The sequence below is a fragment of the Qipengyuania nanhaisediminis genome (assembly GCF_045862805.1).
GTDB classification, from domain to species: Bacteria; Pseudomonadota; Alphaproteobacteria; order Sphingomonadales; family Sphingomonadaceae; genus Erythrobacter; species Erythrobacter nanhaisediminis_A.
On the sequence record NZ_AP025760.1, the window covers coordinates 243555 to 265629 of the forward strand.

Annotated in this window: 19 protein-coding genes and 1 tRNA gene; 8 read left to right on the plus strand and 12 right to left on the minus strand. The window is 65.4% G+C overall.

The window, feature by feature from the left end:
• The first annotated feature begins 1 nt into the window (after position 1).
• Together ACKTSM_RS01205 and ACKTSM_RS01210 are read left to right on the plus strand one after the other, a co-directional pair.
• On the plus strand, positions 2 to 439 hold the full coding sequence (locus ACKTSM_RS01205; protein ID WP_407875330.1) for an ExbD/TolR family protein: 438 nt from the start codon (positions 2 to 4) through the stop codon (positions 437 to 439).
• Between the two features lie 177 nt (positions 440 to 616).
• On the plus strand, positions 617 to 1087 hold the full coding sequence (locus ACKTSM_RS01210) for an ExbD/TolR family protein (protein WP_407875331.1): 471 nt from the start codon (positions 617 to 619) through the stop codon (positions 1085 to 1087).
• Between the two features lie 9 nt (positions 1088 to 1096).
• Here the strand turns inward: ACKTSM_RS01210 and ACKTSM_RS01215 are convergent, their stop codons facing one another.
• The 4 genes from ACKTSM_RS01215 to ACKTSM_RS01230 all read right to left on the minus strand — a co-directional run bounded on the left by ACKTSM_RS01215 (position 1097) and on the right by ACKTSM_RS01230 (position 6384).
• Positions 1097 to 3586, minus strand: a complete 2490-nt coding sequence (locus ACKTSM_RS01215; RefSeq protein WP_407875332.1) for a ligase-associated DNA damage response DEXH box helicase — start codon at positions 3584 to 3586, stop codon at positions 1097 to 1099.
• A gap of 56 nt (positions 3587 to 3642) precedes the next feature.
• Positions 3643 to 5073, minus strand: a complete 1431-nt coding sequence (gene pgmG, locus ACKTSM_RS01220; protein WP_407875333.1) for a phosphoglucomutase/phosphomannomutase PgmG — start codon at positions 5071 to 5073, stop codon at positions 3643 to 3645.
• 164 nt (positions 5074 to 5237) lie between these two features.
• Positions 5238 to 5567, minus strand: coding sequence for a molecular chaperone DnaJ (locus ACKTSM_RS01225; protein ID WP_407875334.1), 330 nt, complete (start codon positions 5565 to 5567; stop codon positions 5238 to 5240).
• Between the two features lie 4 nt (positions 5568 to 5571).
• Entirely contained in the window at positions 5572 to 6384 is an 813-nt protein-coding gene (locus tag ACKTSM_RS01230) for a division plane positioning ATPase MipZ (RefSeq protein WP_407875335.1), read from the minus strand.
• Between the two features lie 89 nt (positions 6385 to 6473).
• Between ACKTSM_RS01230 and panC the strand changes: the two genes are divergently transcribed.
• From panC to ACKTSM_RS01260, 6 genes are all read left to right on the plus strand, one after another.
• Positions 6474 to 7340: a pantoate--beta-alanine ligase gene (gene panC / locus ACKTSM_RS01235; protein ID WP_407875336.1), complete on the plus strand. Its 867-nt coding sequence runs from the start codon at positions 6474 to 6476 to the stop codon at positions 7338 to 7340.
• 28 nt (positions 7341 to 7368) lie between these two features.
• Positions 7369 to 8421, plus strand: a complete 1053-nt coding sequence (locus ACKTSM_RS01240; protein WP_407875337.1) for a DUF475 domain-containing protein — start codon at positions 7369 to 7371, stop codon at positions 8419 to 8421.
• Between the two features lie 44 nt (positions 8422 to 8465).
• Positions 8466 to 8539, plus strand: a tRNA-Gly gene (locus ACKTSM_RS01245).
• Between the two features lie 65 nt (positions 8540 to 8604).
• Positions 8605 to 9507, plus strand: coding sequence for a sulfate adenylyltransferase subunit CysD (gene cysD, locus ACKTSM_RS01250; RefSeq protein WP_407875338.1), 903 nt, complete (start codon positions 8605 to 8607; stop codon positions 9505 to 9507).
• Positions 9507 to 11429, plus strand: a complete 1923-nt coding sequence (cysN, locus tag ACKTSM_RS01255) for a sulfate adenylyltransferase subunit CysN (protein WP_407875339.1) — start codon at positions 9507 to 9509, stop codon at positions 11427 to 11429. The genes cysD and cysN overlap by 1 nt, the downstream gene beginning before the upstream one ends.
• A 2-nt stretch (positions 11430 to 11431) precedes the next feature.
• Entirely contained in the window at positions 11432 to 12205 is a 774-nt protein-coding gene (locus ACKTSM_RS01260; RefSeq protein ID WP_407875340.1) for a 3'(2'),5'-bisphosphate nucleotidase CysQ, read from the plus strand.
• Here ACKTSM_RS01260 and ACKTSM_RS01265 read toward each other — a convergent pair.
• The 8 genes from ACKTSM_RS01265 to pepN form a co-directional block, all read right to left on the minus strand.
• Complete coding sequence (locus tag ACKTSM_RS01265; RefSeq protein WP_407875341.1) at positions 12185 to 12799, minus strand: OmpA family protein; 615 nt, start codon at positions 12797 to 12799, stop codon at positions 12185 to 12187. The two genes, ACKTSM_RS01260 and ACKTSM_RS01265, sit on opposite strands and share 21 nt — an antisense overlap.
• A 19-nt stretch (positions 12800 to 12818) precedes the next feature.
• On the minus strand, positions 12819 to 14723 hold the full coding sequence (locus ACKTSM_RS01270) for a cation:proton antiporter (protein ID WP_407875342.1): 1905 nt from the start codon (positions 14721 to 14723) through the stop codon (positions 12819 to 12821).
• Between the two features lie 121 nt (positions 14724 to 14844).
• On the minus strand, positions 14845 to 15381 hold the full coding sequence (locus ACKTSM_RS01275) for an adenine phosphoribosyltransferase (RefSeq protein WP_407876384.1): 537 nt from the start codon (positions 15379 to 15381) through the stop codon (positions 14845 to 14847).
• Between the two features lie 101 nt (positions 15382 to 15482).
• Positions 15483 to 16331 (minus strand): cytochrome c1, encoded by an 849-nt coding sequence (locus ACKTSM_RS01280; protein ID WP_407875343.1) that lies wholly within the window; start codon positions 16329 to 16331, stop codon positions 15483 to 15485.
• A gap of 49 nt (positions 16332 to 16380) precedes the next feature.
• Positions 16381 to 17757: a cytochrome bc complex cytochrome b subunit gene (locus ACKTSM_RS01285; protein WP_407875344.1), complete on the minus strand. Its 1377-nt coding sequence runs from the start codon at positions 17755 to 17757 to the stop codon at positions 16381 to 16383.
• Between the two features lie 57 nt (positions 17758 to 17814).
• Positions 17815 to 18369: a ubiquinol-cytochrome c reductase iron-sulfur subunit gene (petA, locus tag ACKTSM_RS01290; RefSeq protein WP_407875345.1), complete on the minus strand. Its 555-nt coding sequence runs from the start codon at positions 18367 to 18369 to the stop codon at positions 17815 to 17817.
• Positions 18370 to 18602: 233 nt separating this feature from the next.
• Positions 18603 to 19376, minus strand: coding sequence for a polyphenol oxidase family protein (locus tag ACKTSM_RS01295; RefSeq protein WP_407875346.1), 774 nt, complete (start codon positions 19374 to 19376; stop codon positions 18603 to 18605).
• A complete protein-coding gene (gene pepN, locus ACKTSM_RS01300; RefSeq protein WP_407875347.1) occupies positions 19369 to 22035 on the minus strand; it encodes an aminopeptidase N in 2667 nt (888 codons plus the stop codon). The genes ACKTSM_RS01295 and pepN overlap by 8 nt, the downstream gene beginning before the upstream one ends.
• Positions 22036 to 22075: the final 40 nt, after the last annotated feature.

Below are 22075 nucleotides of genomic sequence, written 5' to 3' on the forward strand. Positions count from 1 at the left end.
TATGGGTATGGCTGGAGGCCAGCTCGACGGCGAGCCAATGATCGACATGAACATGACGCCGCTGATCGACGTCCTGCTCGTGCTGCTGATCATGTTCATCATCACGATCCCGGTGGCGACCCACTCGGTCGATATCGACCTGCCGCAAGGCAGCCCGCCACCGACCGACATCCAGATCGATCCGGTCAAGAACAAGCTTGTGCTGACTTCGACCGACCAGATCCTGTGGAACGGCGATCCGGTCAATTCGGGCCAGCTGCGCACGATCCTGGCCGAAACGACCACCATGTCGGTCGAGCCGGAACTGCAGTTCGAACCCGAAGCGCAGGCCAGCTATGACCTGTCGGCCAAGGTGCTGCAGATCATCAAGGCATCGGGTGTGACCAAGTTCGGCTTTGTCGGAAACGAGAAATACCGCGTCTTCGGCACTGCCGGCTGACGCGGACAACATTTCGGGCTGGCCTTGCAATGGACTAGCCGGATGAGGGGGCGCTGCGAGCAATCGCGGCGCCCTTTTTCGTTGGGGTCCAGGTGCGGAGAGGCACCCTGACTGTGTCTCATTTGCCTACTTCTTTGCCATGATATACTATACCATTCCCCATAGAGGAGAGATATTATGGCTATCGCTTCCCCCGGTTTCCGCAGCCGCTTTTCAGGTCAATACGATCCGCGCGGACGGCACAAGCGCTCGCGGCGAGCAATGGGCGAGATGAACGTCACTCCCTTTATCGATGTCCTGCTGGTATTGCTGGTCATGCTGATCCTCGCAGTCCCCATCAAGCCGCATGTCACCCAGGTCGATCTGCCGGGCGAGACGATCGACCCGCCTTTCGCGGTGCTTGCCGAAAACACCGTGGCGATCAGCGAGGCCGACGAACTCAGCTGGAACGGCGCGCCGCTCACCCGCGACCAGCTTGCCGCGCAAGTCGCCGCCGCTGCTGCGAGCGAAGACGAGCCACTGCTACGCTTCGAGCCCGCCGCGCTCGCGAGCTACGACACATCGGCAAGGACGCTCACGCTGATCAAGGATGCAGGCGCCAAGCGCTTCGCCTTTATCGGCAATCACCGGCACCGCGACTGGGACTGATCGCTCGCCCTAATCGCCTTCGGCAGGCGGGTCGATCCGCATCGCCTCGCCCGCCAGCCCCTCGGCCTCGAGCAGCAATTCGTCGTCGGCCGAGCCTTGCGGAGTGTTCTCGCGGCCGATCAGCACCATGATCGGCACCGCCAGCGGGCTGACGCGTTCGAGCGCGACATGGCGGAGCCGCTGCTGCGCGTTGTCGAGCAGGTCTGAAAGCCTCCCGATATCGGTCATCCGCGTGCGCGCATCGGCCCAGGCCGCTTCGAGCAGGACGTGGTCGGGCTCGTATTTGCGCAGCACATCGTAAATGAGGTCGGTCGAGAAAGTGACCTGCTTGCCGGTCTTGCGCTTGCCGGGATGCTGGCGTTCGACCAGCCCGCCGATCACCGCGACTTCGCGGAAGGCGCGGCGCAGGAGGTGCGAGCCTTGCACCCACTCGACGAATTCGTGGGTAAGGATATCGGGCGAGAGCAGCGGGGCGGGGTCCTCGATCGGCTTGAGGCTCCACACCGCGAGGCAGTAATCATTGGCGTTGAACCCCAGCGGCTGGAGCCCGCGATCCTCCATCCGCTTGGTCACCAGCATGCCGAGCGACTGGTTCGCGTTCCACCCGATGAAGCTGTAGAACACGGCATAATGGCGCTTCTGGTGCGGGAAGGTCTCGACCATGACATCGCCGGGCCCGGGCATCTGGCTGCGGTAATCCTGCACTTCGAGCCATTCGCGCACATCGTCGGGAAAGCGCGCCCAGCCCGCGCGGTCGACCAGCATTGCGCGCACCCTGTCGGCAAGGTGCGTGGTGAGCGGCATGCGCGCCCCGCCATAGGAGGGGATCATCGCCGCCTTGCTCGATGCGCGCACGATCACGTCCATGTCCTTGACCGAGACCACCTCGAGGCTGGTCCCGGCAAAGGCGAAGGTGTCTCCGGGCGACAATTGCGCGGCAAAGCGTTCCTCGACCTTGCCGAGCGAGCGGCCTCCGCGTCCGCCGCCTGCCGAGATGCGGACGTTGAGGAACTCGCCATCGATGATGATGCCGGCATTGATCCGGTGGCGCGCGGCCTGTTGCGGGTGCGACAGCCGCCAAACCCCTGTCTTGTCGCGCACGATCCGCTTGAACTTGTCATAGGCCTTGAGCGCGTAGCCGCCGTTCTCGACGAAGCTGAGAACGCGTGCGAACTTCTCCTTGTCGAGCCAGGCATAGGACAGCGCGGTGCGCACCTCGGCGAGCAGCGCGTCCTCGTGGAACGGGCCGGCACAGGCGCAGGCCATGACGTGCTGGGCGAGCACGTCGAGCATTCCGGGGTGAAAGCTCTCGCCGTCGCGCTGGCCGGCATCGACCGCCTCCTTGGCCGCGATTGCCTCGAGGAATTCGAACCGGTTGCCGGGCACAAGGAGCGCGCGGCTGGGTTCGTCGAGCCGGTGATTGGCGCGCCCGATCCGCTGGAGCAGGCGCGAGGAACCCTTGGGCGCGCCCATCTGGATGACGAGGTCGATATCGCCCCAGTCGACGCCAAGATCGAGGCTCGCGGTTGCCACCAGCGCGCGCAATTCACCGCGCGCCATCGCGCCTTCGACCTTGCGCCGCGCCTCGACGCTGAGCGAGCCGTGATGGACCCCGATCGGCAGCTTGTCCTCGTTCGCGTCCCACAGGTGCTGGAAGATGTATTCGGCAAGAAAGCGGGTATTGGTGAAGATCAGCGTGGTGCGGTTGTTCTTGAGCTCCTCGTAGAGCTGCGGGATCGACCAGGTCGCCGCGTGCCCGCCCCATGGCACGCGCGCTTCCTCGGGGAGCAGGATCTCGACCTCGGGTTCGGCCCCCGGCTCGCCCAGGACGAGGTCGGCGGCGCGGATCTCGCCTTCGGCCTCGGGCGGCTGCGGGGCGAGCCATTCCTGGAAGGCGAGCGGGTTGGCGAGCGTCGCCGAAAGCGCGGCGCGCACCGCGTCAGGGGCGATGGCGTGGAGCCGGGTGAGCGCGAGCGCGAGCAGGTCGCCGCGCTTGCCGGTGGCAAAGGCGTGGACCTCGTCGATCACGATCCGTTTCAGCCCTGCAAACATCGTCAGGCTCTCGGGATAGGAGAGCAGCAGCGACAGGCTTTCGGGCGTCGTCAGGAGCACATGCGGCGGCTTTTCGCGCTGGCGGCGCTTGCGATCGGACGGGGTGTCGCCGCTGCGCGCCTCGACCTTGATCGGCAGGCCGATCTCCTCGACCGGGGTGAGGAGGTTGCGCTTCACGTCATGCGCGAGCGCCTTGAGCGGTGAGATGTAGAGCGTGTGCAGCCCGTCTGCCGGTGGCGGCCCGGCAGAGGGCGCGAAATCGCACAGGGTCGGCAGGAACCCGGCGAGCGTCTTGCCCGCGCCTGTATCCGCAACCAGCAAGGCATGGCGACCCGCTCGCGCCTTTTCGAACATGTCGTGCTGGTGGCGGCGAATGCGCCAGCCGCGCGCATCGAACCAGCCTGCGATTTCAGGCGGGATTGCGGGCGGGTTGGCGGCGGCGGGCATGGATCAGAAGCGTATAGCCGGGCGCGGCGTTCCCGTCTCCCGCTTTGCCCTGCCGCCTAGTGGCCGACGCTTTCCCCGCGTTCGAGGCCCGAAAGTTCGAGCTGCTCGTCGATCTGGGCGATCAGGCGTTCTAGCCCTTCCTCGCTGTCGCTCTCGGCGCGCGCGACCAGCACGTCCTGGGTGTTCGAGGCGCGCAGCAGCCACCAGCCGTCCTTCGTGTTCACCCGCACGCCATCGGTGGCATTGACGCTCTCGACGTGCTCGCCCGGATCGGTGGTAAGCCGCTCGGTCACTTCGGCGATCGCGGGGAACTTGCGTGCCTCGTCGACCTGGAAACGCATTTCGGGAGTGTTGAGCATGGGCGGGATCGCGCCGCGCAATTCGGTCACCGACTTGCCCAGCCGCGCGCTCGCGGCAAGCAGCCGGACACCGGCATAGAGCGCATCGTCAAAGCCGTAATAGCTGTCGGCAAAGAAGACGTGGCCGCTCATCTCGCCTGCGAGCGGGGCGCCGGTTTCCTTCATTTTGGACTTGATGAGCGAATGGCCGGTCTTCCACATCAGCGGCGTTCCGCCCAGGTCGGCGACCCGGTCAAACAGCGCGCGGCTGGCCTTCACATCGGCGATAACCGTTGCGCCCGGGCGGGTTCTGAGCGCGTCCTCGGCATAGATCATCAGCAATTGGTCGCCCCAGATCACCCGGCCGGTTCCGTCGATCGCGCCGATCCGGTCGCCATCGCCGTCAAAGGCCACTCCAAAGTCGAGGTTCTTCGCCGCGACGAGCGCGCGCAGGTCTGCAAGGTTCGCCTCGACAGTCGGATCAGGATGGTGATTGGGAAAATGTCCATCGACCTCGGTAAACAGCAGATGATGTTCACCCGGAAGCCGTGCGGTGAGCGCCTCGAGCGCGGGGCCGGCAGCGCCGTTGCCCGCGTCCCAGCCGACCTTGAGGCCCGAAAGCGCGGCCTCGTCGATCCCGTCGAGTCCCTCGAGCATGCGCTCGACATACTCGCCAAGGATGTCGAGCGAGGCGGTGCTTCCCGCCCCGTCGCACCAATCGCCTTCGGCTCCCATCCGGCCGAGCCGCTGGATATCGGCCCCGAAAAACGGTCGCCCCTGAAAGACCATCTTGAAGCCATTGTAATTGGAGGGATTGTGGCTGCCAGTTATCTGAATGCCGCCCTGCACCTCATCGCGTGACGCCTCGGCATAATAGAGCATCGGGGTGGCCCCCAGGCCGATCCGCAGCACGTTGCACCCGCTCGCGGTCAGCCCCTCGACTAGCGCGTGTTCGAGCATGGGCGAGCTGACCCGCCCATCATATCCCACCGCCACGCAGGGCGCTTCCTGATCGAGCCCCACTTCGCGGCGCAACAGGGTGCCGAAACCGCGGCCGATCGCACGGGCATCGTCCGCGCCAAGGGTCTGGCCGATGATCCCGCGAATATCGTATTCGCGCAGAACGGTGGGGTCGAAATTGTGCGACATGATCAAAGCGTGTCCTGAAAGCCTGGCAGATATGCCGTTCGTCCAAGCTGGCTATGCGGGTCCGTGTCAATCCCCGCGCCGGCAATCGGGCGCGGCCAATGCATCGAAATTGGTCAATTATGGCCCCGTTCCGGCCGGTCTAGACCCCGTCCCTGCCGCCTGCATCACCCCCCCGCATCGCCATCGTCGCGGCTTGCGATCCGCGCGGGAGGCTCGCCCAGCGCCGCGAGCAGGAGGTCGCGCGCCTCGTTGGCCTCGTGCACCTTGGCCGCGCTGCCGCCTCGATCGGGGTGGACCCGTGTCAGGACCAGCTTGTGCGCAGCGAGGATTTCGGCCCTGTCAGCGCGCGCGCCGACACCCAGCACCGCCCGCGCGTGCTTGCGCTTGCGCTCACCCTCGGTGCCCGCCTTCGCCAGCTGCCACGGCCACTGGCCGATCGCCCAGCGGCACAACAGGCTCGCGGCGATGAGAAGCAGGGCGATCTTGAGCAGCACCTTTTCAGGCGAGCTCGAGCGCGGTTTGCGGTTTTTCGAATTCGGGCAGTCTGAGCGCCTTGAGCAGGGCGCGCAATTCCTGCCGGGCGACGAGGTGGCTGGTGCCCAGATCGCCCAGGTGCCCCTTGTCGAGCAGCGTCAGGCCCGAGGGGAACAGCTCGCGGTAGATCACGCGTTCGGACAGGCCATGGGTTACGCGAAAGCCCACGCGCTTGGCCATTTCGGTCAAGGCGCGCTCGATCCGGGCCATGTTGCGCGCCTCGGTATAGCCGGTGCGGTTGCGGACCACGATCCAGTCCATTTCGGGGCGCTTGTTCTCGATCGTGGCGCGGCTGCGCTTCAACCGCGCTTCCCAGATCAGCTCGGCGAAAAAGGACAGTTTCCTGACCTTGAAATTTTCCGGATCGACCTGGCCGATCAGGTCAAAGTCGACGAAGCTGTCATTCATCGGCGTGACCAGCGTATCGGCGTTCTCGACCGCGCAGCGCGCGAGCGGATCATCGCGGCCCGGATTGTCGATAACGAGGAAATCGCAATCCTTCTCCAGCCGCTCGACCGTCGCCAGCATGGCGTCGCGATCGCCGCCGGCAAACACCTCGCAAGCAGGCGTTGGCAAGCTGATCGAGCGCCGCTGCATCGTGTGGTAGCGGTTTTCCATGTAGCGGTGCGTGGTGCGCTGGCGCGGATCGAGGTCGAGCGCGGTCACCCGCGCGCCGAGATAGGACAGCGCAACGGCGACATGCACCGCGGTGGTCGACTTGCCGGTTCCGCCCTTTTCGTTGGCGAAGACGATACGATGGGCCGTTCTGGCGTCCATGCTCTTGGTAAAACCCTTTTTCTCAAGCGTTGGCGATCGCGCCGGGAGCGGTTAAGCGCCTAACCGATGCTATCCGAGGGGAAAAGCCGGTGCAAACCGCACACACGCTCGATGTGTTGAGAAAAGAGGTCGCGCGGCTGCGTGGCGAGGGGCCGGAAGCGCGCGAGACGATCGCTCTGGTGCCGACCATGGGCGCGCTTCACGAAGGCCACCTGATCCTGGTGCGCCGCGCGCGCGAGGCGTGCGATCACGTGGTCGCCTCGGTCTTCGTCAACCCGACCCAGTTCGGCGCAAACGAGGACCTAGACGCCTATCCGCGCCAGCTCGAGGAAGACGCCGCCATGCTGAAGGCCGAGGGCTGTGCGCTGCTATGGGCGCCCGATGCGAGCGTGATGTATCCCGAAGGCTTCGTCACCAATGTCTCGGTCGCCCAGGTCAGCGAAGGGCTGTGCGGCGCGGCCCGGCCCGGCCATTTCGACGGGGTGGCAACCGTGGTCTGCAAGCTGTTCAACCAGGTCCGGCCCGACATGGCCTTTTTCGGCGAAAAGGATTTCCAGCAGCTCGCGGTGATCCGCGCCATGGCGCGCGACCTCGACCTCACCCATCCCGCTGCCGACCGGATCATCGGCGTGCCCACCGTGCGCGAGGCCGACGGGCTCGCCATGTCGAGCCGCAACCGGTATCTGTCGGACAGCGACCGGCGCGCCGCCGCCACCTTGCCGCGCGCCATGGAAGAGGCCGTCGCCCGGATCGAGGACGGCCAGGAGGCCGCGCCCACCCTCGCCGCGCTCGAGGACCAGTTGCTGGGAGCAGGGTTCGAGAGCGTCGACTATGCCGTGCTTGCCGATGCCGCTTCCCTTGCGCCGATCGCCTCCCTATCTGACAGGCCCGCGCGCTTGCTGGTAGCCGCGCGGATCGGGTCCACCCGCCTGATCGACAACATGGCCGTGGGCTGACCGCGACCGCGAAGGATATGACCGTTCGATGTTAAAGCATTTCTGGGGTTCGCTGCTTTTCACCGCCATCTGCCTGGCGATAGGCGGATGGTATGGCTGGAGCATTTCCGGCACGCTGGAAGGCACGCTGTCGATCCTGTGGATCTGCGCGGTGCTCGCCGTGCTCGAGGTCTCGCTCTCCTTCGACAATGCCGCGGTCAATGCCTCGGTTCTGAAGGACATGACCCCGGTGTGGCAACAGCGCTTTCTCACCTGGGGCATCGCGATCGCGGTGTTCGGGATGCGGATCGTGTTTCCGCTGGTGATCGTGATGGTCGCGGCCAGCCTCGGCCCTGTCGATGCGATCCGGCTGGCGCTCAACGAGCCGGGCGAATACCAGCGCATCGTCAGCGACGCGCATATCGGCCTGATGGGCTTTGGCGGCGCGTTCCTGGGCATGGTCGGGCTGAAATTCTTCTTCGATCCCGACAAGCAATTGAACTGGATTCACGCGATCGAACGCCCCGTTGCCCGGGTCGCCAATATCGAGGCGATCGCGATCGGGGTGGTGCTGATCGGGGTCTGGGCGACCTCGACCATGCTCGCTCCCGATGACGCGCTGACCTTCATCACCGCGGCGATCGGGGGCCTGCTCACCTATCTCGCGGTGGAGATCGTCAACCACATGCTCGAACCGCCCACCCCGTCGAGCGGCGATGTGGCCAAGGCTGGTTTCGGCGCGTTTCTCTATCTCGAAGTGCTCGATGCAAGCTTTTCCTTCGACGGGGTGATCGGCGCCTTTGCGCTCACCAACAATCTTATCATCATTGCCATTGGCCTCGGCATCGGGGCGATGTTCGTGCGCTCGATGACGATCTTCCTGGTGCGCAAGGGGACGATGAGCGAATATCGCTATCTCGAGCACGGCGCCTTCTACGCCATCCTCGCTCTGGCGGTGATCATGTTCGTCAACACCTTCTACCACATCCCCGAGGTGATCACCGGGCTGATCGGCGCGGTGCTGATCGGGCTGGCCTTCTGGTGGTCGGTGCGCGCCAACAGGGCCGAGGCCGCGATCCGGCCGGGCGAAGCATCTGCTTGACGAAAAGCCGCTTTCGGTGGCAATGGCGCTGGCCTGAGATGCGGGCGGGTATAGCATAGTGGTAATGCTCCAGCCTTCCAAGCTGGCTAGAGGGGTTCGATTCCCCTTACCCGCTCCAAACCTTGCCGCTCCCCAACCAAAACTTTGTGTTTTTCGCCGCGGCTGCGCATTAACCGGCTGCACATGCGCACCCTGACCCATCTCGAACGGCTCGAGGCCGAGAGCATCCACATCTTCCGCGAGGTCGTGGCAGAGACCGAGAACCCGGTCATGCTCTATTCGGTAGGCAAGGATTCGAGCGTCATGCTGCACCTGGCGCGCAAGGCATTCCATCCCGCGCCGCCGCCCTTCCTGATGCTGCACGTGGCGAGCGGGTGGGATTTTCGGGCGCTGCTCGACCACCGCGACAAGACCGTGCGCGAATACGGGCTCAGGCTGATCGTCGCCGAGAACCAGGAAGCCGAGCTTCAGGGGATCAACCCCTTCGACACCGGCAGCGCGCAATACTCGCAGGCGCAGCTCACCGACCCGCTCAAGGCCGCGCTGAGCGAGCACGGTTTCGACGCGGCCTTTGGCGGCGGGCGGCGCGACGAGGAAAAAGCGCGCGCCAAGGAACGCGTCTTCTCGTTCCGCACCGCCTCGCATCGCTGGGACCCGAAGAACCAGCGCCCCGAATTGTGGAACCTCTACAATGCGAAGAAGAATGCGGCCGAGAGCATCCGCGTCTTCCCGATCTCGAACTGGACCGAACTCGACATCTGGCAATATATCGCGCTCGAGAAGATCGATATCGTCCCGCTCTATTTCGCCGCCCCGCGCCCGACGGTGGAACGCGACGGGATGATCCTGGTGGTCGATGACGACCGCTTCCGGCTCGATGCGGGCGAGGAGCCGGTGATGCGCTCGGTGCGCTTCCGCACGCTGGGTTGCTACCCGCTCACCGGGGCGACGGTCAGCACCGCCACCGACATGAACGCCATCATCCGCGAAATGTTGCTCGCCACCGGGTCCGAGCGGCAGGGCCGCGCGATCGACAAGGGGCAGTCGGCATCGATGGAAGACAAGAAGCAGGAGGGCTATTTCTGATGGACCATCCTGCCTACCAGGCCGACGCCCTGATCGGCGAGGATATCGCCGCCTATCTCGACGCGCACCAGCACAAGGGGCTGCTGCGCTTCATCACCTGCGGCAGCGTCGATGACGGCAAATCGACGCTGATCGGGCGGTTGCTTTACGATTCGAAGATGATCTTCGAGGACCAGCTCGCGCATCTCGAGGCCGACAGCGCGAAGCACGGCACGCAAGGCGCGGAGATCGATTTCGCGCTTCTGGTCGATGGCCTAGCCGCAGAGCGCGAACAAGGCATCACGATCGATGTCGCCTACCGGTTCTTCGCCACCGCGCGGCGCAAGTTCATCGTCGCCGACACGCCGGGGCACGAACAATATACCCGCAATATGGTCACCGGCGCATCGACCGCAGACCTCGCAGTGATCCTCGTCGATGCGAGAAAGGGCGTGCTCCAGCAGACCCGGCGGCACTCCTTCCTCGTCAACCTGCTCGGCATCCGGCACGTCGTGCTCGCGGTGAACAAGATGGACCTCGTGGGCTACGACAAGCAGGTCTTCGAGGATATCGTTGCCGATTACGCGGGTTTCGCAAGGGAGATCGGGATCGATGCCTTCAAAGCGATTCCCGTCTCGGGCTTTCGCGGCGACAACATCACCGCAGGGCCAGATGGCGGCCCCTCTGCCAACATGCCGTGGTATGATGGCCCGGCGCTGATCGACCACCTCGAGAGCGTCGAGCTTGCCAACACCGCCGCGCAGGAGCGCCCCTTCCGGATGCCGGTGCAATGGGTCAACCGGCCCACTTCCGACTTCCGCGGCTTTGCCGGGCTGATTAGCGCGGGCACCGTCCGTCCGGGCGACAAGGTGCGCGTGGTGCCGGGCGGCAAGACCAGCACGGTCAAGGCGATATCAACCTTCGATGGCGATCTCGACGAGGCGGTGGCGGGCCAGTCGGTGACGCTCAGGCTCGCTGACGAGGTGGATTGCTCGCGCGGGGACGTGATCGCCGCAGCAGGCGACCCGCCCGAGGCGTCCGACCAGTTCAACGCGACGATCGTGTGGATGGACGAGACCGCGCTCAAGCCCGGGCGCGGCTACTGGCTCAAGCTGGGCACGCAGACCGTCACCGCCACGCTCCAGCAGCCCAAATACGAGATCGACATGGGCAGCCTCGAACACCTCGCGGCCAAGACGCTCGGCCTCAACGCGATCGGCGTGTGCGAGCTGGCGACCGACCGTCCGATCGCCTTCGAAGCCTATGAGACGAGCCGTCAGCTGGGCGGCTTCATCCTGATCGACAAGTTCACCAATGCGACCGTGGGCGCAGGGATGATCGCCTTCAGCCTGCGCCGTGCACAAAACGTCCACTGGCAGCCGACCACGATCACCCGCGACGACCATGCCGCGCTCAAGAACCAGCGCCCGCGCGTGTTGTGGTTCACCGGGCTTTCGGGTTCGGGCAAGTCGACCATCGCCAACGAGGTCGAGAAACGGCTCGCCTTGATGAACCGGCACACCTTCCTGCTCGATGGCGACAATGTGCGCCATGGGCTCAACAAGGACCTGGGTTTTACCGAGGCCGACCGGATCGAGAACATCCGCAGGATCGGCGAGGTCGCAAGGCTGATGGCCGATGCCGGGCTGGTCGTGCTCACCGCCTTCATCAGCCCGTTCCGCGCCGAGCGGCGGATGGTGCGCGAGATGCTTCCCGAAGGCGAGTTCATCGAGATCTTCGTCGATACCCCGCTCGAAGTGGCCGAGCGCCGCGATGTGAAGGGCCTTTACAAGAAGGCGCGCAGCGGCGAGCTCAAGAACTTCACCGGGATCGACAGCCCCTATGAGCCGCCCGAAAACGCCGAGATCACGGTCAACACGGTCGACATGACCGCCGCCGAGGCAGCCGATTACATCATCAGCCGGATCATGCCGCTCAAATGAGCATGGCCGACACCCCCCTTGCCGCGCTGAGCGATGCCGCGCTTGCCGCGCGCCTTGCCGAAGAAGCGGGGCGGCTCGCGGTCGCCTTGCGCGAAAGCGGGGAGTTTTCGGGCAAGGCGCTGGGCGATGAGGGCGATCGGCAGGCCAACCAGTTGCTGTGCAGCGCGCTCGCCGCCGCGCGGCCCGATGATGCCATCCTGTCCGAGGAGGAGCGCGACAGCACCGCGCGGCTCGACCGCAGCCGGGTCTGGATCGTCGATCCGGTCGACGGAACGCGCGAATACGGCGAATGCCGCGCCGACTGGGCGGTGCATGTCGCGCTCGCTATCGATGGCATGGCCGAAGTCGGAGCGGTGGCGCTCCCGGGGCTTGCAGGCGGCACGGTGCTGCGCAGCGATATGCCCCGTCCGCTCGCCCCGCTCACCGAGCGTCAGGAGCAATGCCCGCGCTTTCTCGTCAGCCGCACGCGCCCCGCGCGCGAGGCGCTGGCGCTGTGCGATGCGATCGGCGGTGAGCTTGTGGCGATGGGCAGCGCGGGCGCGAAAGCCATGGCGGTGGTGCGCGGCGAGGCCGAGATCTACCTCCATTCGGGCGGGCAGTATGAATGGGACAGCTGCGCCCCGGTCGCGGTGGCGCGCGCGCACGGCCTGCATTGTTCGCGCATCGACGGCTCGCCGCTGGTCTACAACCGCGCCGACCCCTATCTGCCGGACCTGCTGATCTGCCGCCCGCAATTCGCCGGGCGCGTGCTCGACCTAGTCGCCGGACTCGGTTGAAGCGGTGGCGGGCGCGTCAGCCGCGCCCGGTTCGACCGCGATGGTGAGCTCGACCCGGCGATTGGCCGCGCGGCCGTCCTCGTTGGGGGTGCCGTCGCGATGGGCGTTGGGTTCGACCGGGTTCTGTTCGCCAAAGGCGATGATCGTGAAGCGATCCGCCTCGACCCCGCGCTCGGTCAGCCAGTCGCGCACCGCTTCGGCACGGCGCTGCGAGACGCGCATGTTTGCCGCATCGCTGCCTCCGGTGTCCGAATGGCCGCGAAGGGTGATCGCACCGCCTTCAGCCAGCTGGCCGGATTCCAGCACCCGTTTGAGCGCGGTGCGCGCAGCCGTATCGAGAGCGGCGCCGCCTTCGAGAAAGCCGATCGTGACCTCGAGCGGATCGAGCGGGTCCGAGGGAAGCGGCTGCTCGGCCTCGACATCGGGGCGCAGGATCGAGGTGCGCTCGCCGGTACCGGGGGTCGCCTCGCCGCCTTCGACGATTACGGGATCCCCGCTGCCTACGGGATCGCCGTCATCGCCGCTCCGCTCGGCCTTGCACGCGGCGAGCGCGGCGATCAGAGCGAGTGACAGGGTGATGCGTGCGGTGTTCATGCGATCCTCTTGAACTGGGTCAGGTGGCTTGCGGCGCGGCGGGGCCGGTATCGCCGCTTTCTGCCGGCTTCTTGTCTGTTCCGGCCTTTTCGCCCCGGTCCTTGGGAGCGGCGACCTTGGGCGGGACGAAGCTGATGATGGTGTCGCCCGCGCGCGGTTCGGGCCGCGCGGCATGGGTGAAGAAGCGCAGGATCCCGCTTTCGCGCACGAGCAGCAGCATGGTTGCGCTGTCGGGCAGTTTTTCGCGCGCATCCTCGTAGTCGAATTCGTCCGAGAGCTTGGTCTTCTTGAACACCCAGCCCTGCTTCTGCTTGTCGTTGACCTCGTCGACGCCATAGCCGCTTTCGAACAAGGCACGGCCGCGCAGGCTCGGCGGAAGCGCATGCTTGTCGTCCTGCCCGTCGGCGCTCTCGCCGAGCTGGTAGACGCTGTCCCGGCCAATCTCGTGGGCGAATTCGTTGCACACCAGCGTGTTGTAGGCCTCGTTGTCGGTCGCTGCGACCAGCACCTGGTAGGGCGCGAGGTCGAGATTGTGCTCGGTCGCCTCGTTGAGGATTTCGCCGTGGTAGAAAGGCAGCCCTTCGCGCCGCGCCGCGCCGAGGCGCTGCCAGCTGGGATCGACGATCATCACCGGGGTCTTGAGCGCTTCCATCTGCTTGGCGAGCGCGATGGTCCACGGGGTCGAGCCGACGATCAGCAGGCCCGGGCGCGAAGTGCCCTTGACCCCGAGCAGCCTGGCCGCGAGCCCGATGGTGAAACCGTGCGCGATCACGGTCGCAACCACCACCGCGAAGCTGAGGCCGATCAGGAGCTGGCCGCCCTCGATCCCCAGATCCTCGAGCCGGAGCGCGAACAGGCCCGAAATCGCGACCAGCACGATGCCGCGCGGCGCGATCCAGGCGACGAACAACCGCTCGTTCCACGGCACGCTGGTGCCGAGCAGGCTGAGCAGCACCGTCACCGGGCGCACGAGGAACAGGAGAGCGAGCAGGAAGAGCATGAACCTCAGGCCCACCGGCTCGAGCGGGTTGAGATAGCTCAGGTCCTCGAGCGAGAGCGAGGAGGCGAGCAGGATGAAGATGCCCGAGACCAGCAGGACCGCGACATTTTCCTTGAACGGGTGAATCGAGCGGATCGAGGAGACGTCCATGTTCGCCAGCGCCACGCCCATCACGGTGACCGCGACGAGGCCGGCTTCGTGTTCGATCATGTTCGATATGACGAACACCGCGATCACGGTCGTGAACAGCACCGGGACCTTTAGATATTCGGGGATCGCGCCGCGCGGGAAGAGGTAGGCGATCAGCCGCGCCGCGGCATAGCCGATCAGCCCTGCCAGGATCGCGGCGATGATCAGCGGTGGGACGACATCGACGAGGCTGGCACCGGGATTGTCCTGCACGAAGCGGAAATATTCGTAGGCGATCACCGCGCACAGGGCGCCGGTGGGGTCGTTGACGATGCCCTCCCACTTGAGGATCGAGTTGGGCCGGGTCTGGATATTGGCCTGGCGCAGCAGCGGGATCACCACGGTCGGCCCGGTGACGATCAGGATCCCGCCGAACAGGATCGCGACCGGCCAGACGAGCCCGGCAATGTAGAACCCGGCAATCGCGCCGAGCGCCCAGCCGATCAGCACGCCGACCGTCGCCAATCGCCATACCGCCGCGCCCGAATGCCTGAGTTCGCGCAGATCGAGGCTCAACCCGCCCTCGAACAGGATCAGCGCCACCCCGATGCTTATCATCGGGTCGAGCATCTCGCCGAAAGCCGCCTCGGGATCGATCACGCCGAGCACCGGCCCGGCGAGGAAACCCGCGGCGAGCATCAGCACGATCGCCGGCCAGCCGGTGCGCCAGGCAAGCCATTGTGCGCCAATACCCAGGGCGCCGATGGCTGCGATTACGAGTGCTTGCGATGTCATGTGAGGCTGGTTCCCTTCATCGCATAACGCCCCGCAGGTGGGCGGGTTCCGCCTTGGGCGAAGAAAATGACCGATCGGTCAGGATAACGGCCCGGTCGGCAGCGCGAGGGCCTTGCGCGGTTCAAGCGCCTGCAAAATCCATCAGCGCGGCGACATCGACCCCCGCCGCGGCCAGTCGCTCGGCACCGCCGAGATCGGGCAGGTCGATCACGAAAAGCGCATTGTCGACCCGTGCGCCGGCCGTGCGCAATAGCTTGACCGCCGCGAGCGCGGTGCCGCCGGTGGCGATGAGGTCATCGACGATCACCACCTGTTCGCCATCGCTGACGGCCCCCGGGTCCATTTCGAGCCGGTCCTTGCCATATTCGAGGTCGTAATCGATGCCGATCACATCGACCGGCAGCTTGCCGGGCTTGCGCACCGATACGAAACCCACGCCAAGCTGGACCGCGACCGCCGCGCCGAAGATGAAGCCGCGCGCTTCCATCCCGGCGATCTTCTGCGCGCCTGCCTCGCGAGCCATCGCAGCGAGATGGGCGACGCTCGCCGAAAGGCCCGCGCCATCGCCGATCAGGGTGGTGATGTCGCGGAACTGGATTCCCGGTTGGGGGAAATCCGGCACGGTGCGCACCAGCGCCTTGAGTTGATCGGGGGTCAGTGCCTGTGATTCCACGTTTCGGTGTCCTTCAATGACAGCGCCCCGCCATCCATGTCCGGATGACGGGGCGCTGCGATGTCATGCGAAAGCGAAATGGGCGCCTAGCGCTTCTTCGGCTTCATGCCGGCCCAGACCTGCTTGTAGGACAGGAAGGCAAGGCCGGTTGCGAACAGCAGGAAGCCGAGCACCCACCAGCCGGTCTGCTTGCGGTGGATCAGCGAAGGCTCGCCGGCCCAGGTCAGGAAGGCGGTGACGTCTTCGGCCATCTGTTCCCGCGTGGCCGGAGTGCCATCGGAATAGCTGACGAGGCCATCGCGAAGCTGCGGCGGCATGGCGATGTTGATGTTGTAGAAATGCTCGTTGAAATAGAGCCCTTCCGGCGTCGTGAAATCGGGCGATTTCGCGAGATCCTCTGCCGTCGGCTCGGTGTAACCGAGCATCAGCGAATAGACGTAATTGGTGCCGTCCTTGCGCGCCTTGGTGATCAGCGAGAGATCGGGCGGAATCGCGTTGTTGTTGGCAGCGCGCGCGGCGATGTCGTTGGGATAGGGCGAAGGGAACTGGTCGGTCGGAAGGCCCGGACGCGTGGTCGCTTCGCCGGTGTTCGGGTCGAGGCCCGGCACGTTCCAGCTGGCCGCCTCTGCGCGCACTTCGGCTTCGTTGTAGCCGAGGTCCTCGAGATTGCGGAACGCGACATATTTGAGGCTGTGGCAGGCCGCGCAGACTTCCTTGTAGACCTGGTAGCCGCGCTGCAGCTGCTGGGTGTCCCAGGTGCCGAGCGGCCCGTCGAAGGAGAACCCGCCCTCGGGCGAGATGTTCTCTTCCTGGAAGGCGTAATAATCGGGCTTTTCGGGCAGCGCGAAATTGAGGAGGCCGGGGACGAGCGACCACAGCACCAGCACCGCGGTGAGGCCGAGACCGGCAAGGATGCCCAGAAGTCGAATACTCATGACCTAAACTCTTTCTCGTTCATCGGGTCAGTTACAATTGCGGGCCCGGTTACTCGGCCGGCTCGGGCGCTGCGCCGCCATCGGCGGGCAGGTTCTTCACCGCGTCGCGCGGGGGCGGCATGTCCCCGCCGCCGCTGGTGCCGCCAGGGACATCGTCGCCCAGCACCGCCTCGGTGATCGAGTAAGGCAGCGGCTTGGGCTTCTCGATCTGGCTGACGATCGGCAGGATCACGAGGAAGTGCATGAAGTAGTAGGCCGTCGCGATCTGGCTGAACACGATATAGGGCTCTTCGGGCTTGGCCCCGCCGAGATAGAACAGCGCGAGCATGCACGGGATCAGGCCGAACCAGAAGAACTTCTTGAACAGCGGACGGTAATGGCCCGAACGCACCGGGCTCTTGTCGAGCCAGGGCAGCAGGAACCACACCAGTATCGCGCTGAACATCGCGATCACGCCGAGCAGCTTGGCCGGGATCAGGATCACGTCGGTGAAGGGGATCGTGAGGTCGCCGGTAAAGGCGCGCAGGATCGCGTAGAACGGGTAAAAATACCATTCGGGCACGATCAGCGCCGGGGTCGAGAGCGGGTTCGCCTCGACCCAGTTGTCCGGGTGGCCGAGCAGGTTCGGCGCGAAGAACACGAAGGCGGTGTAGAGGATCAGGAAGATCCCGAGCCCGAAGCCGTCCTTGGCCGTGTAATAGGGGTGGAAGGGCACCGTGTCGCTTTCCTGCTTCACCTCGACGCCGGTCGGGTTCGACGAGCCGGGAATGTGCAGCGCCCAGATGTGCAGGATGACGACACCCGCGATCACGAAGGGCAGCAGGAAGTGCAGCGAGAAGAAGCGGTTGAGCGTCGAGTTGTTCGGAGCAAATCCGCCGACCAGCCAGGTCTGGAGCGGCTCGCCGATCACGGGGATCGCGCCGAACAGGCCGGTAATCACCTTCGCGCCCCAGAAGCTCATCTGGCCCCAGGGAAGCACGTAGCCCATGAAGGCGGTCGCCATCATCAGCAGGAAGATGACCACGCCCAGCAGCCAGATCATCTCGCGCGGGGCCTTGTAGGAGGAATAGTAGAACCCGCGGAAGATGTGCAGGTAGATCACCAGGAAGAAGAAGCTCGCGCCATTGGCGTGGGCATATTTGAGCATCCAGCCGTAATTGACGTTGCGCATGATGTGCTCGATCGAGCCGAACGCGACCGTGGTGTCGGCGCTGTAATGCATCGCCAGGACCACGCCGGTGATGATCTGGAGCACCAGGCAAAAGCCTGCCAGGACGCCGAAATTCCACATGTAATTGAGGTTACGCGGCACCGGATAGCCTGCGCCCACCGCGTTGTAGACGAGCCGCGGAAGCGGAAGTTTCTCGTCGATCCACTGGGTGAAAGCGGTCTTCGGTTCGTACTGTTTGGCCCAGGCAAAGCTCATAATGGTCTCTTGCGTTTGGTCAGCGTTGAATAACGTTGCGTGTCCGGATCGCTACCGTCAGCCGACGCGCAGCACGCCTTCGGACGGGAAGGAAAACTCGGGAACGGCGAGATTGGTCGGCGCCGGGCCTTTGCGGATGCGGCCGGCAACGTCGTAGTGCGAGCCGTGGCACGGGCAGAAATAGCCGTTGAACTCGCCCTTGTCCTCGCCCTCGCCCGCGCCAAGCGGCACGCAGCCAAGGTGGGTGCAGACGCCGAGCTGGACGAGAATGTCCTCGTTCCCTTCGCCGAGGCGATCGGCAAGCGTTTCGGGATCGCGCATGTCGACATCGTCTTCGGCGCGCGCGGCGGCAATCTCTTCAGCGGTCAGGCGCTTCACGAACAGCGGCTGGTCGCGGAAGGTCGCCTTGATCGACTGGCCGGCCTCGATCGCGGAGACATCGACATCGGTGGTCGAGGCCGCGAGAACATCGGCCGAGGGGGCCATCTGGCTGATCAGCGGGAAAAGAACCGAAGCCCCGCCGACGCCCGCGGTGCTGATGGCTGCAATATGGATCCAGTCGCGGCGACGCACGCCGTCTTGGGAACTGGCACCTTCTGCAGTGGAAGCCATGATGAATTATCCTGTTCATCTTGCCCCGGCAGGCAGGAGACCTGCCGCGGCGTCCGGTAAGTTCAAGTCGGGACGGGACGAGGCTTTATAGCCCGCGTGCAAAATCGCCCCAGCCACGGGCACGTTTGCGCATGCTGTGCGCGCCGTGCCTACGGCTTGGGGCGCCATATACGGCAAAATGGCAAATAGCCAACCGTGTTTTGAGCAAGCTCTCTTCGCTTGTGTGCAAGCCCCTATTCGGGGCGCGCAATCGCGCTGATCTGGCGGCCATAGGAGGGTGCGCCGGCAAGGCTCGCGCGGCGATAGGAATGGTAGCGGTCCGCAAGCGCGAACGTGTCGAGCGCGAGGTCGTCAAACGTGCCGATTTCCAGGGCTTCGAGCCGCGCGCCGATATAGCCGGGCAAGTCGAAATGCCACCTTGCGCGGCCATCGCGCGGCGGTGCGGGCGCGAAATGGCGCGCATCATCGGGTCCGAAATGGTCGCGAAAGGGGGCATCGACCTCGTAGCTCGGCTGGGCAATGGTCGGGCCGAGCGCCGCCACGATCCGTTCGCGCCGGGCGCCCAGCGATTCCATCGCGGCGAGCGTGTTGTCGAGCACCCCGCTCTGCGCCCCGCGCCAGCCGGCATGGGCCGCGGCGACCACGCCGGCTTGGGCATCGGCAAACAGCACCGGCCCGCAATCTGCTGTGACGATCCCGAGCACGATTCCTGGCCGGTCGGTTACAAGCGCATCGGCGACCGGACGGCCCTCGGCCTGGTCGGGCCATGGCTCGGTAACAGCGAGGCAGTCTGACGAATGGACCTGGTGCGGCGCGACCGGAGAGGCGCAGGGCACCAGCGCATCGGCAGCAGCGGCGCGCAGCGCGCGAACCTCGCCTTCGCCCCCCGGCCCGCCAAAGCCGAACTGGTGCGCACCGCCTGCCGAGCCGAAAAAGCCGTGCGGCACCCGGCCAAGCGCATCGCTGCGGGCGAGGTCAAAGGGCGCCGGGCGCGCGCGGTCAGCCATCGAGGCTGCGGCTCACCTGTTCGTAGGTGTCGCGCGACAGGTTGTCGGCCTCGGCAATCCGTTCGAGCTCGGCCTTCATCAGCGCCGCGCGCTTCGGCTCGATCCGCCGCCAGCGACCCAGCGGCGAAACGAAGCGCGCCGCGGTCTGCGGGTTGATCGGGTCGAGTTTCAGGATCAGGTCGGCGATCATCCGGTAGCCCGCGCCGTCCTGTGCATGGAAACCCTGCGGATTGCCGGCAAAGGCCATGTAGAGCGAACGCACGCGATTGGGATTGCGAATGGTAAAATCGCGGTGCTGTGCGAGCGCCTCGACCTGGGCGATCACCTGCGGGTGGAGCGAGAGCGCCTGGAGCGTGAACCACTTGTCGATGACGAGATCGTTGCCGCGATAGCGATCGTAGAAATCGGCAAGCCGCTCTTCGCGCTCGGGCGCTTCGAGCCCGGCGAGCACCATCAGCGCGCCCTGCCGGTCGGTCATGTTGTCGGCGCGGTCATATTGGCGTGCGGCCATTTCGGCGGCCTTGGCCGGATCGCTCGCGGCGGCATAGACCAGGACCTGCGCCTTCACCTTGCGCGCGCCGCGCCCGGCGGGATCGTCGAAAGCGACCTCCTCCGCGCGGTCGTAGAGAGCATCAAGTTCTTCTGCGCAGCCACTCCCGATCGCCGCCTTCAAGCGTTCGCGCGCCGCGTGGATCGCCCCGGGATCGGCCTTGCGCGTGCCGGTCGCCCCTGATCCCGCCATGGCCTCGAACAGATAGGTCTCGCTCGGCAGCATCATCAGTTCGCCGCGCATCGCATCGTCGAGCGTCCCGTCGGCCAGGATCGCGCGGAATGCCTCGACCAGCGCCGCCTCGCCCCCTTCGCTGGTCTCGCCGCTGGCGGCAGCGACCAGGTGATCGACCGCGAGTTCCTGCAATGCCTCGTAGCGGGCAAAGGGATCATCGTCATGGGCGGCGAGAAAGACGAGGTCGTCGCGGGCAAGCTCGCGCTCGACGATGACCGGCGCGGTAAAGCCGCGATTGATCGAGATCACCGGGTCGGGGCCGGTGAGCGGATATTCGAACACCTGTTCGGCCTCGGTCAGCACTGCGATGTGCTCGGTCCCGGTTGTCTCGTTGGCCTTGGAATGCACCGCGAGGCGCAGCGGGATGACCATGGGCTGCTTTTTGGCCTGGCCGGGAGTGGCCGGAACCTGCTGGCTGAGCGTGATCCTGATCCCGTCGCCTGCGACCTCATGGCTCACGCGCACGCGCGGCGTGCCGGCCTGCGAATACCACAAGCGAAACTGGGTGAGGTCGAGCCCCGCCCCGTCCTCGATCGCGCGGACGAAATCCTCGCAGGTCGCCGCCTCGCCATCGTGGCGCTCGAAATAGAGGTCGGTGCCTTTGCGAAAGCGCTCCTCGCCCGCCATGCTGCGCATCATGCGGATCACCTCGGCGCCCTTGTTATAGACGGTGGCGGTGTAGAAATTGCTGATTTCGCGGTAGGAATCGGGCCGGATGGGGTGCGCGAGCGGCCCCGCATCCTCGGGGAACTGCGCCGCGCGCAGGATCCGCACGTCCTCGATCCGCTTGACCGCCTCACCGCGCATGTCCTGGCTGAACAGCTGGTCACGCAGGACTGTGAAGCCCTCTTTGAGCGACAGCTGGAACCAGTCGCGGCAGGTGATGCGGTTGCCCGACCAATTGTGGAAATATTCGTGCGCGATCACGCCTTCCACCGCGTCGAAATCGCCATCGGTCGCGGTGTCCTTGTCCGCCAGCACATATTTGGTGTTGAAGACGTTGAGGCCCTTGTTCTCCATCGCCCCCATGTTGAAATCCGAGACCGCAACGATGTTGTAGAGGTCGAGATCGTATTCGCGCCCGAAGGTCTCCTCGTCCCACCTCATCGAACGGTGCAGCGATTCGAGCGCGTGGTCGGTGCGCGCGAGGTCTTCGCGGCGGACCCAGATATTGCATTCGACCCTGCGACCCGAAACGGTTGTGAAATCGCCGCTATTGGCCACCAGGTCGCCCGCGACCAGCGCGAAGAGATAGGACGGCTTGGGCCAGGGATCGTGCCATTCGGCCCAGTGCGTGCCGTCGCCGTTCTCGCCCTCGGCTGCGCGGTTGCCGTTGCACAAGAGGATCGGGAACTGTTCTTTCGGCCCGCTCATCCGAACGCGGTAGGTCGAGAGCACGTCCGGCCGGTCGGGGAAAAAGGTGATGCGGCGGAAACCCTCGGCCTCGCACTGGGTGCACAGCATTCCGTTCGAGGCATAGAGCCCCATCAGCTGGGTGTTGGCCGAGGGGTCAATTTCGGTGACGATCTCGACCGTGTGGGCATCGCCTGCAAGCGGCAGGACAAGATCGGGTCCGTCCATTTCCCAATCGTTGACCGCCTCGCCATCGACCGTGACGCTTTGGGCGGTGATGCCATCGCCGTTGAGCCTCAACCTGTCCGACGGCTCGGCATCGGGATTGCGCTCGACAGCGAGCGTCGCGGTAATGCGGGTTTTCTCGATGCCGAGTTCGAAGGCCAGGTCGGTCGTCGGCACGCGCCAGGGGAAGGGCCTGTAATCCTCGCGGTGGATCACCGGCGGGCGGTGCGGGGTCGGTGCCGCATCGGCGAGTTCGGGGTTGCCATCGGGGTTGGTCGGGGTGGTCGCGATATCCATGGGGCCTCGAATTCAGTTGATTTGCGCAAGCGTCAAGCGC

Excerpts from the sequence above, each read along its gene's own strand:
- ACKTSM_RS01205 (WP_407875330.1), top strand. The coding sequence starts at position 2 with ATGGGTATGGCTGGAGGCCAGCTCGACGGCGAGCCAATGATCGACATG.
- ACKTSM_RS01210 (WP_407875331.1), top strand. The coding sequence starts at position 617 with ATGGCTATCGCTTCCCCCGGTTTCCGCAGCCGCTTTTCAGGTCAATAC.
- ACKTSM_RS01215 (WP_407875332.1), bottom strand. The coding sequence starts at position 3,586 with ATGCCCGCCGCCGCCAACCCGCCCGCAATCCCGCCTGAAATCGCAGGC.
- pgmG (WP_407875333.1), bottom strand. The coding sequence starts at position 5,073 with ATGTCGCACAATTTCGACCCCACCGTTCTGCGCGAATACGATATTCGC.
- ACKTSM_RS01230 (WP_407875335.1), bottom strand. The coding sequence starts at position 6,384 with ATGGACGCCAGAACGGCCCATCGTATCGTCTTCGCCAACGAAAAGGGC.
- ACKTSM_RS01240 (WP_407875337.1), top strand. The coding sequence starts at position 7,369 with ATGTTAAAGCATTTCTGGGGTTCGCTGCTTTTCACCGCCATCTGCCTG.
- cysD (WP_407875338.1), top strand. The coding sequence starts at position 8,605 with ATGCGCACCCTGACCCATCTCGAACGGCTCGAGGCCGAGAGCATCCAC.
- cysN (WP_407875339.1), top strand. The coding sequence starts at position 9,507 with ATGGACCATCCTGCCTACCAGGCCGACGCCCTGATCGGCGAGGATATC.
- ACKTSM_RS01260 (WP_407875340.1), top strand. The coding sequence starts at position 11,432 with ATGGCCGACACCCCCCTTGCCGCGCTGAGCGATGCCGCGCTTGCCGCG.
- ACKTSM_RS01265 (WP_407875341.1), bottom strand. The coding sequence starts at position 12,799 with ATGAACACCGCACGCATCACCCTGTCACTCGCTCTGATCGCCGCGCTC.
- ACKTSM_RS01270 (WP_407875342.1), bottom strand. The coding sequence starts at position 14,723 with ATGACATCGCAAGCACTCGTAATCGCAGCCATCGGCGCCCTGGGTATT.
- ACKTSM_RS01280 (WP_407875343.1), bottom strand. The coding sequence starts at position 16,331 with ATGAGTATTCGACTTCTGGGCATCCTTGCCGGTCTCGGCCTCACCGCG.
- ACKTSM_RS01285 (WP_407875344.1), bottom strand. The coding sequence starts at position 17,757 with ATGAGCTTTGCCTGGGCCAAACAGTACGAACCGAAGACCGCTTTCACC.
- petA (WP_407875345.1), bottom strand. The coding sequence starts at position 18,369 with ATGGCTTCCACTGCAGAAGGTGCCAGTTCCCAAGACGGCGTGCGTCGC.
- ACKTSM_RS01295 (WP_407875346.1), bottom strand. The coding sequence starts at position 19,376 with ATGGCTGACCGCGCGCGCCCGGCGCCCTTTGACCTCGCCCGCAGCGAT.
- pepN (WP_407875347.1), bottom strand. The coding sequence starts at position 22,035 with ATGGATATCGCGACCACCCCGACCAACCCCGATGGCAACCCCGAACTC.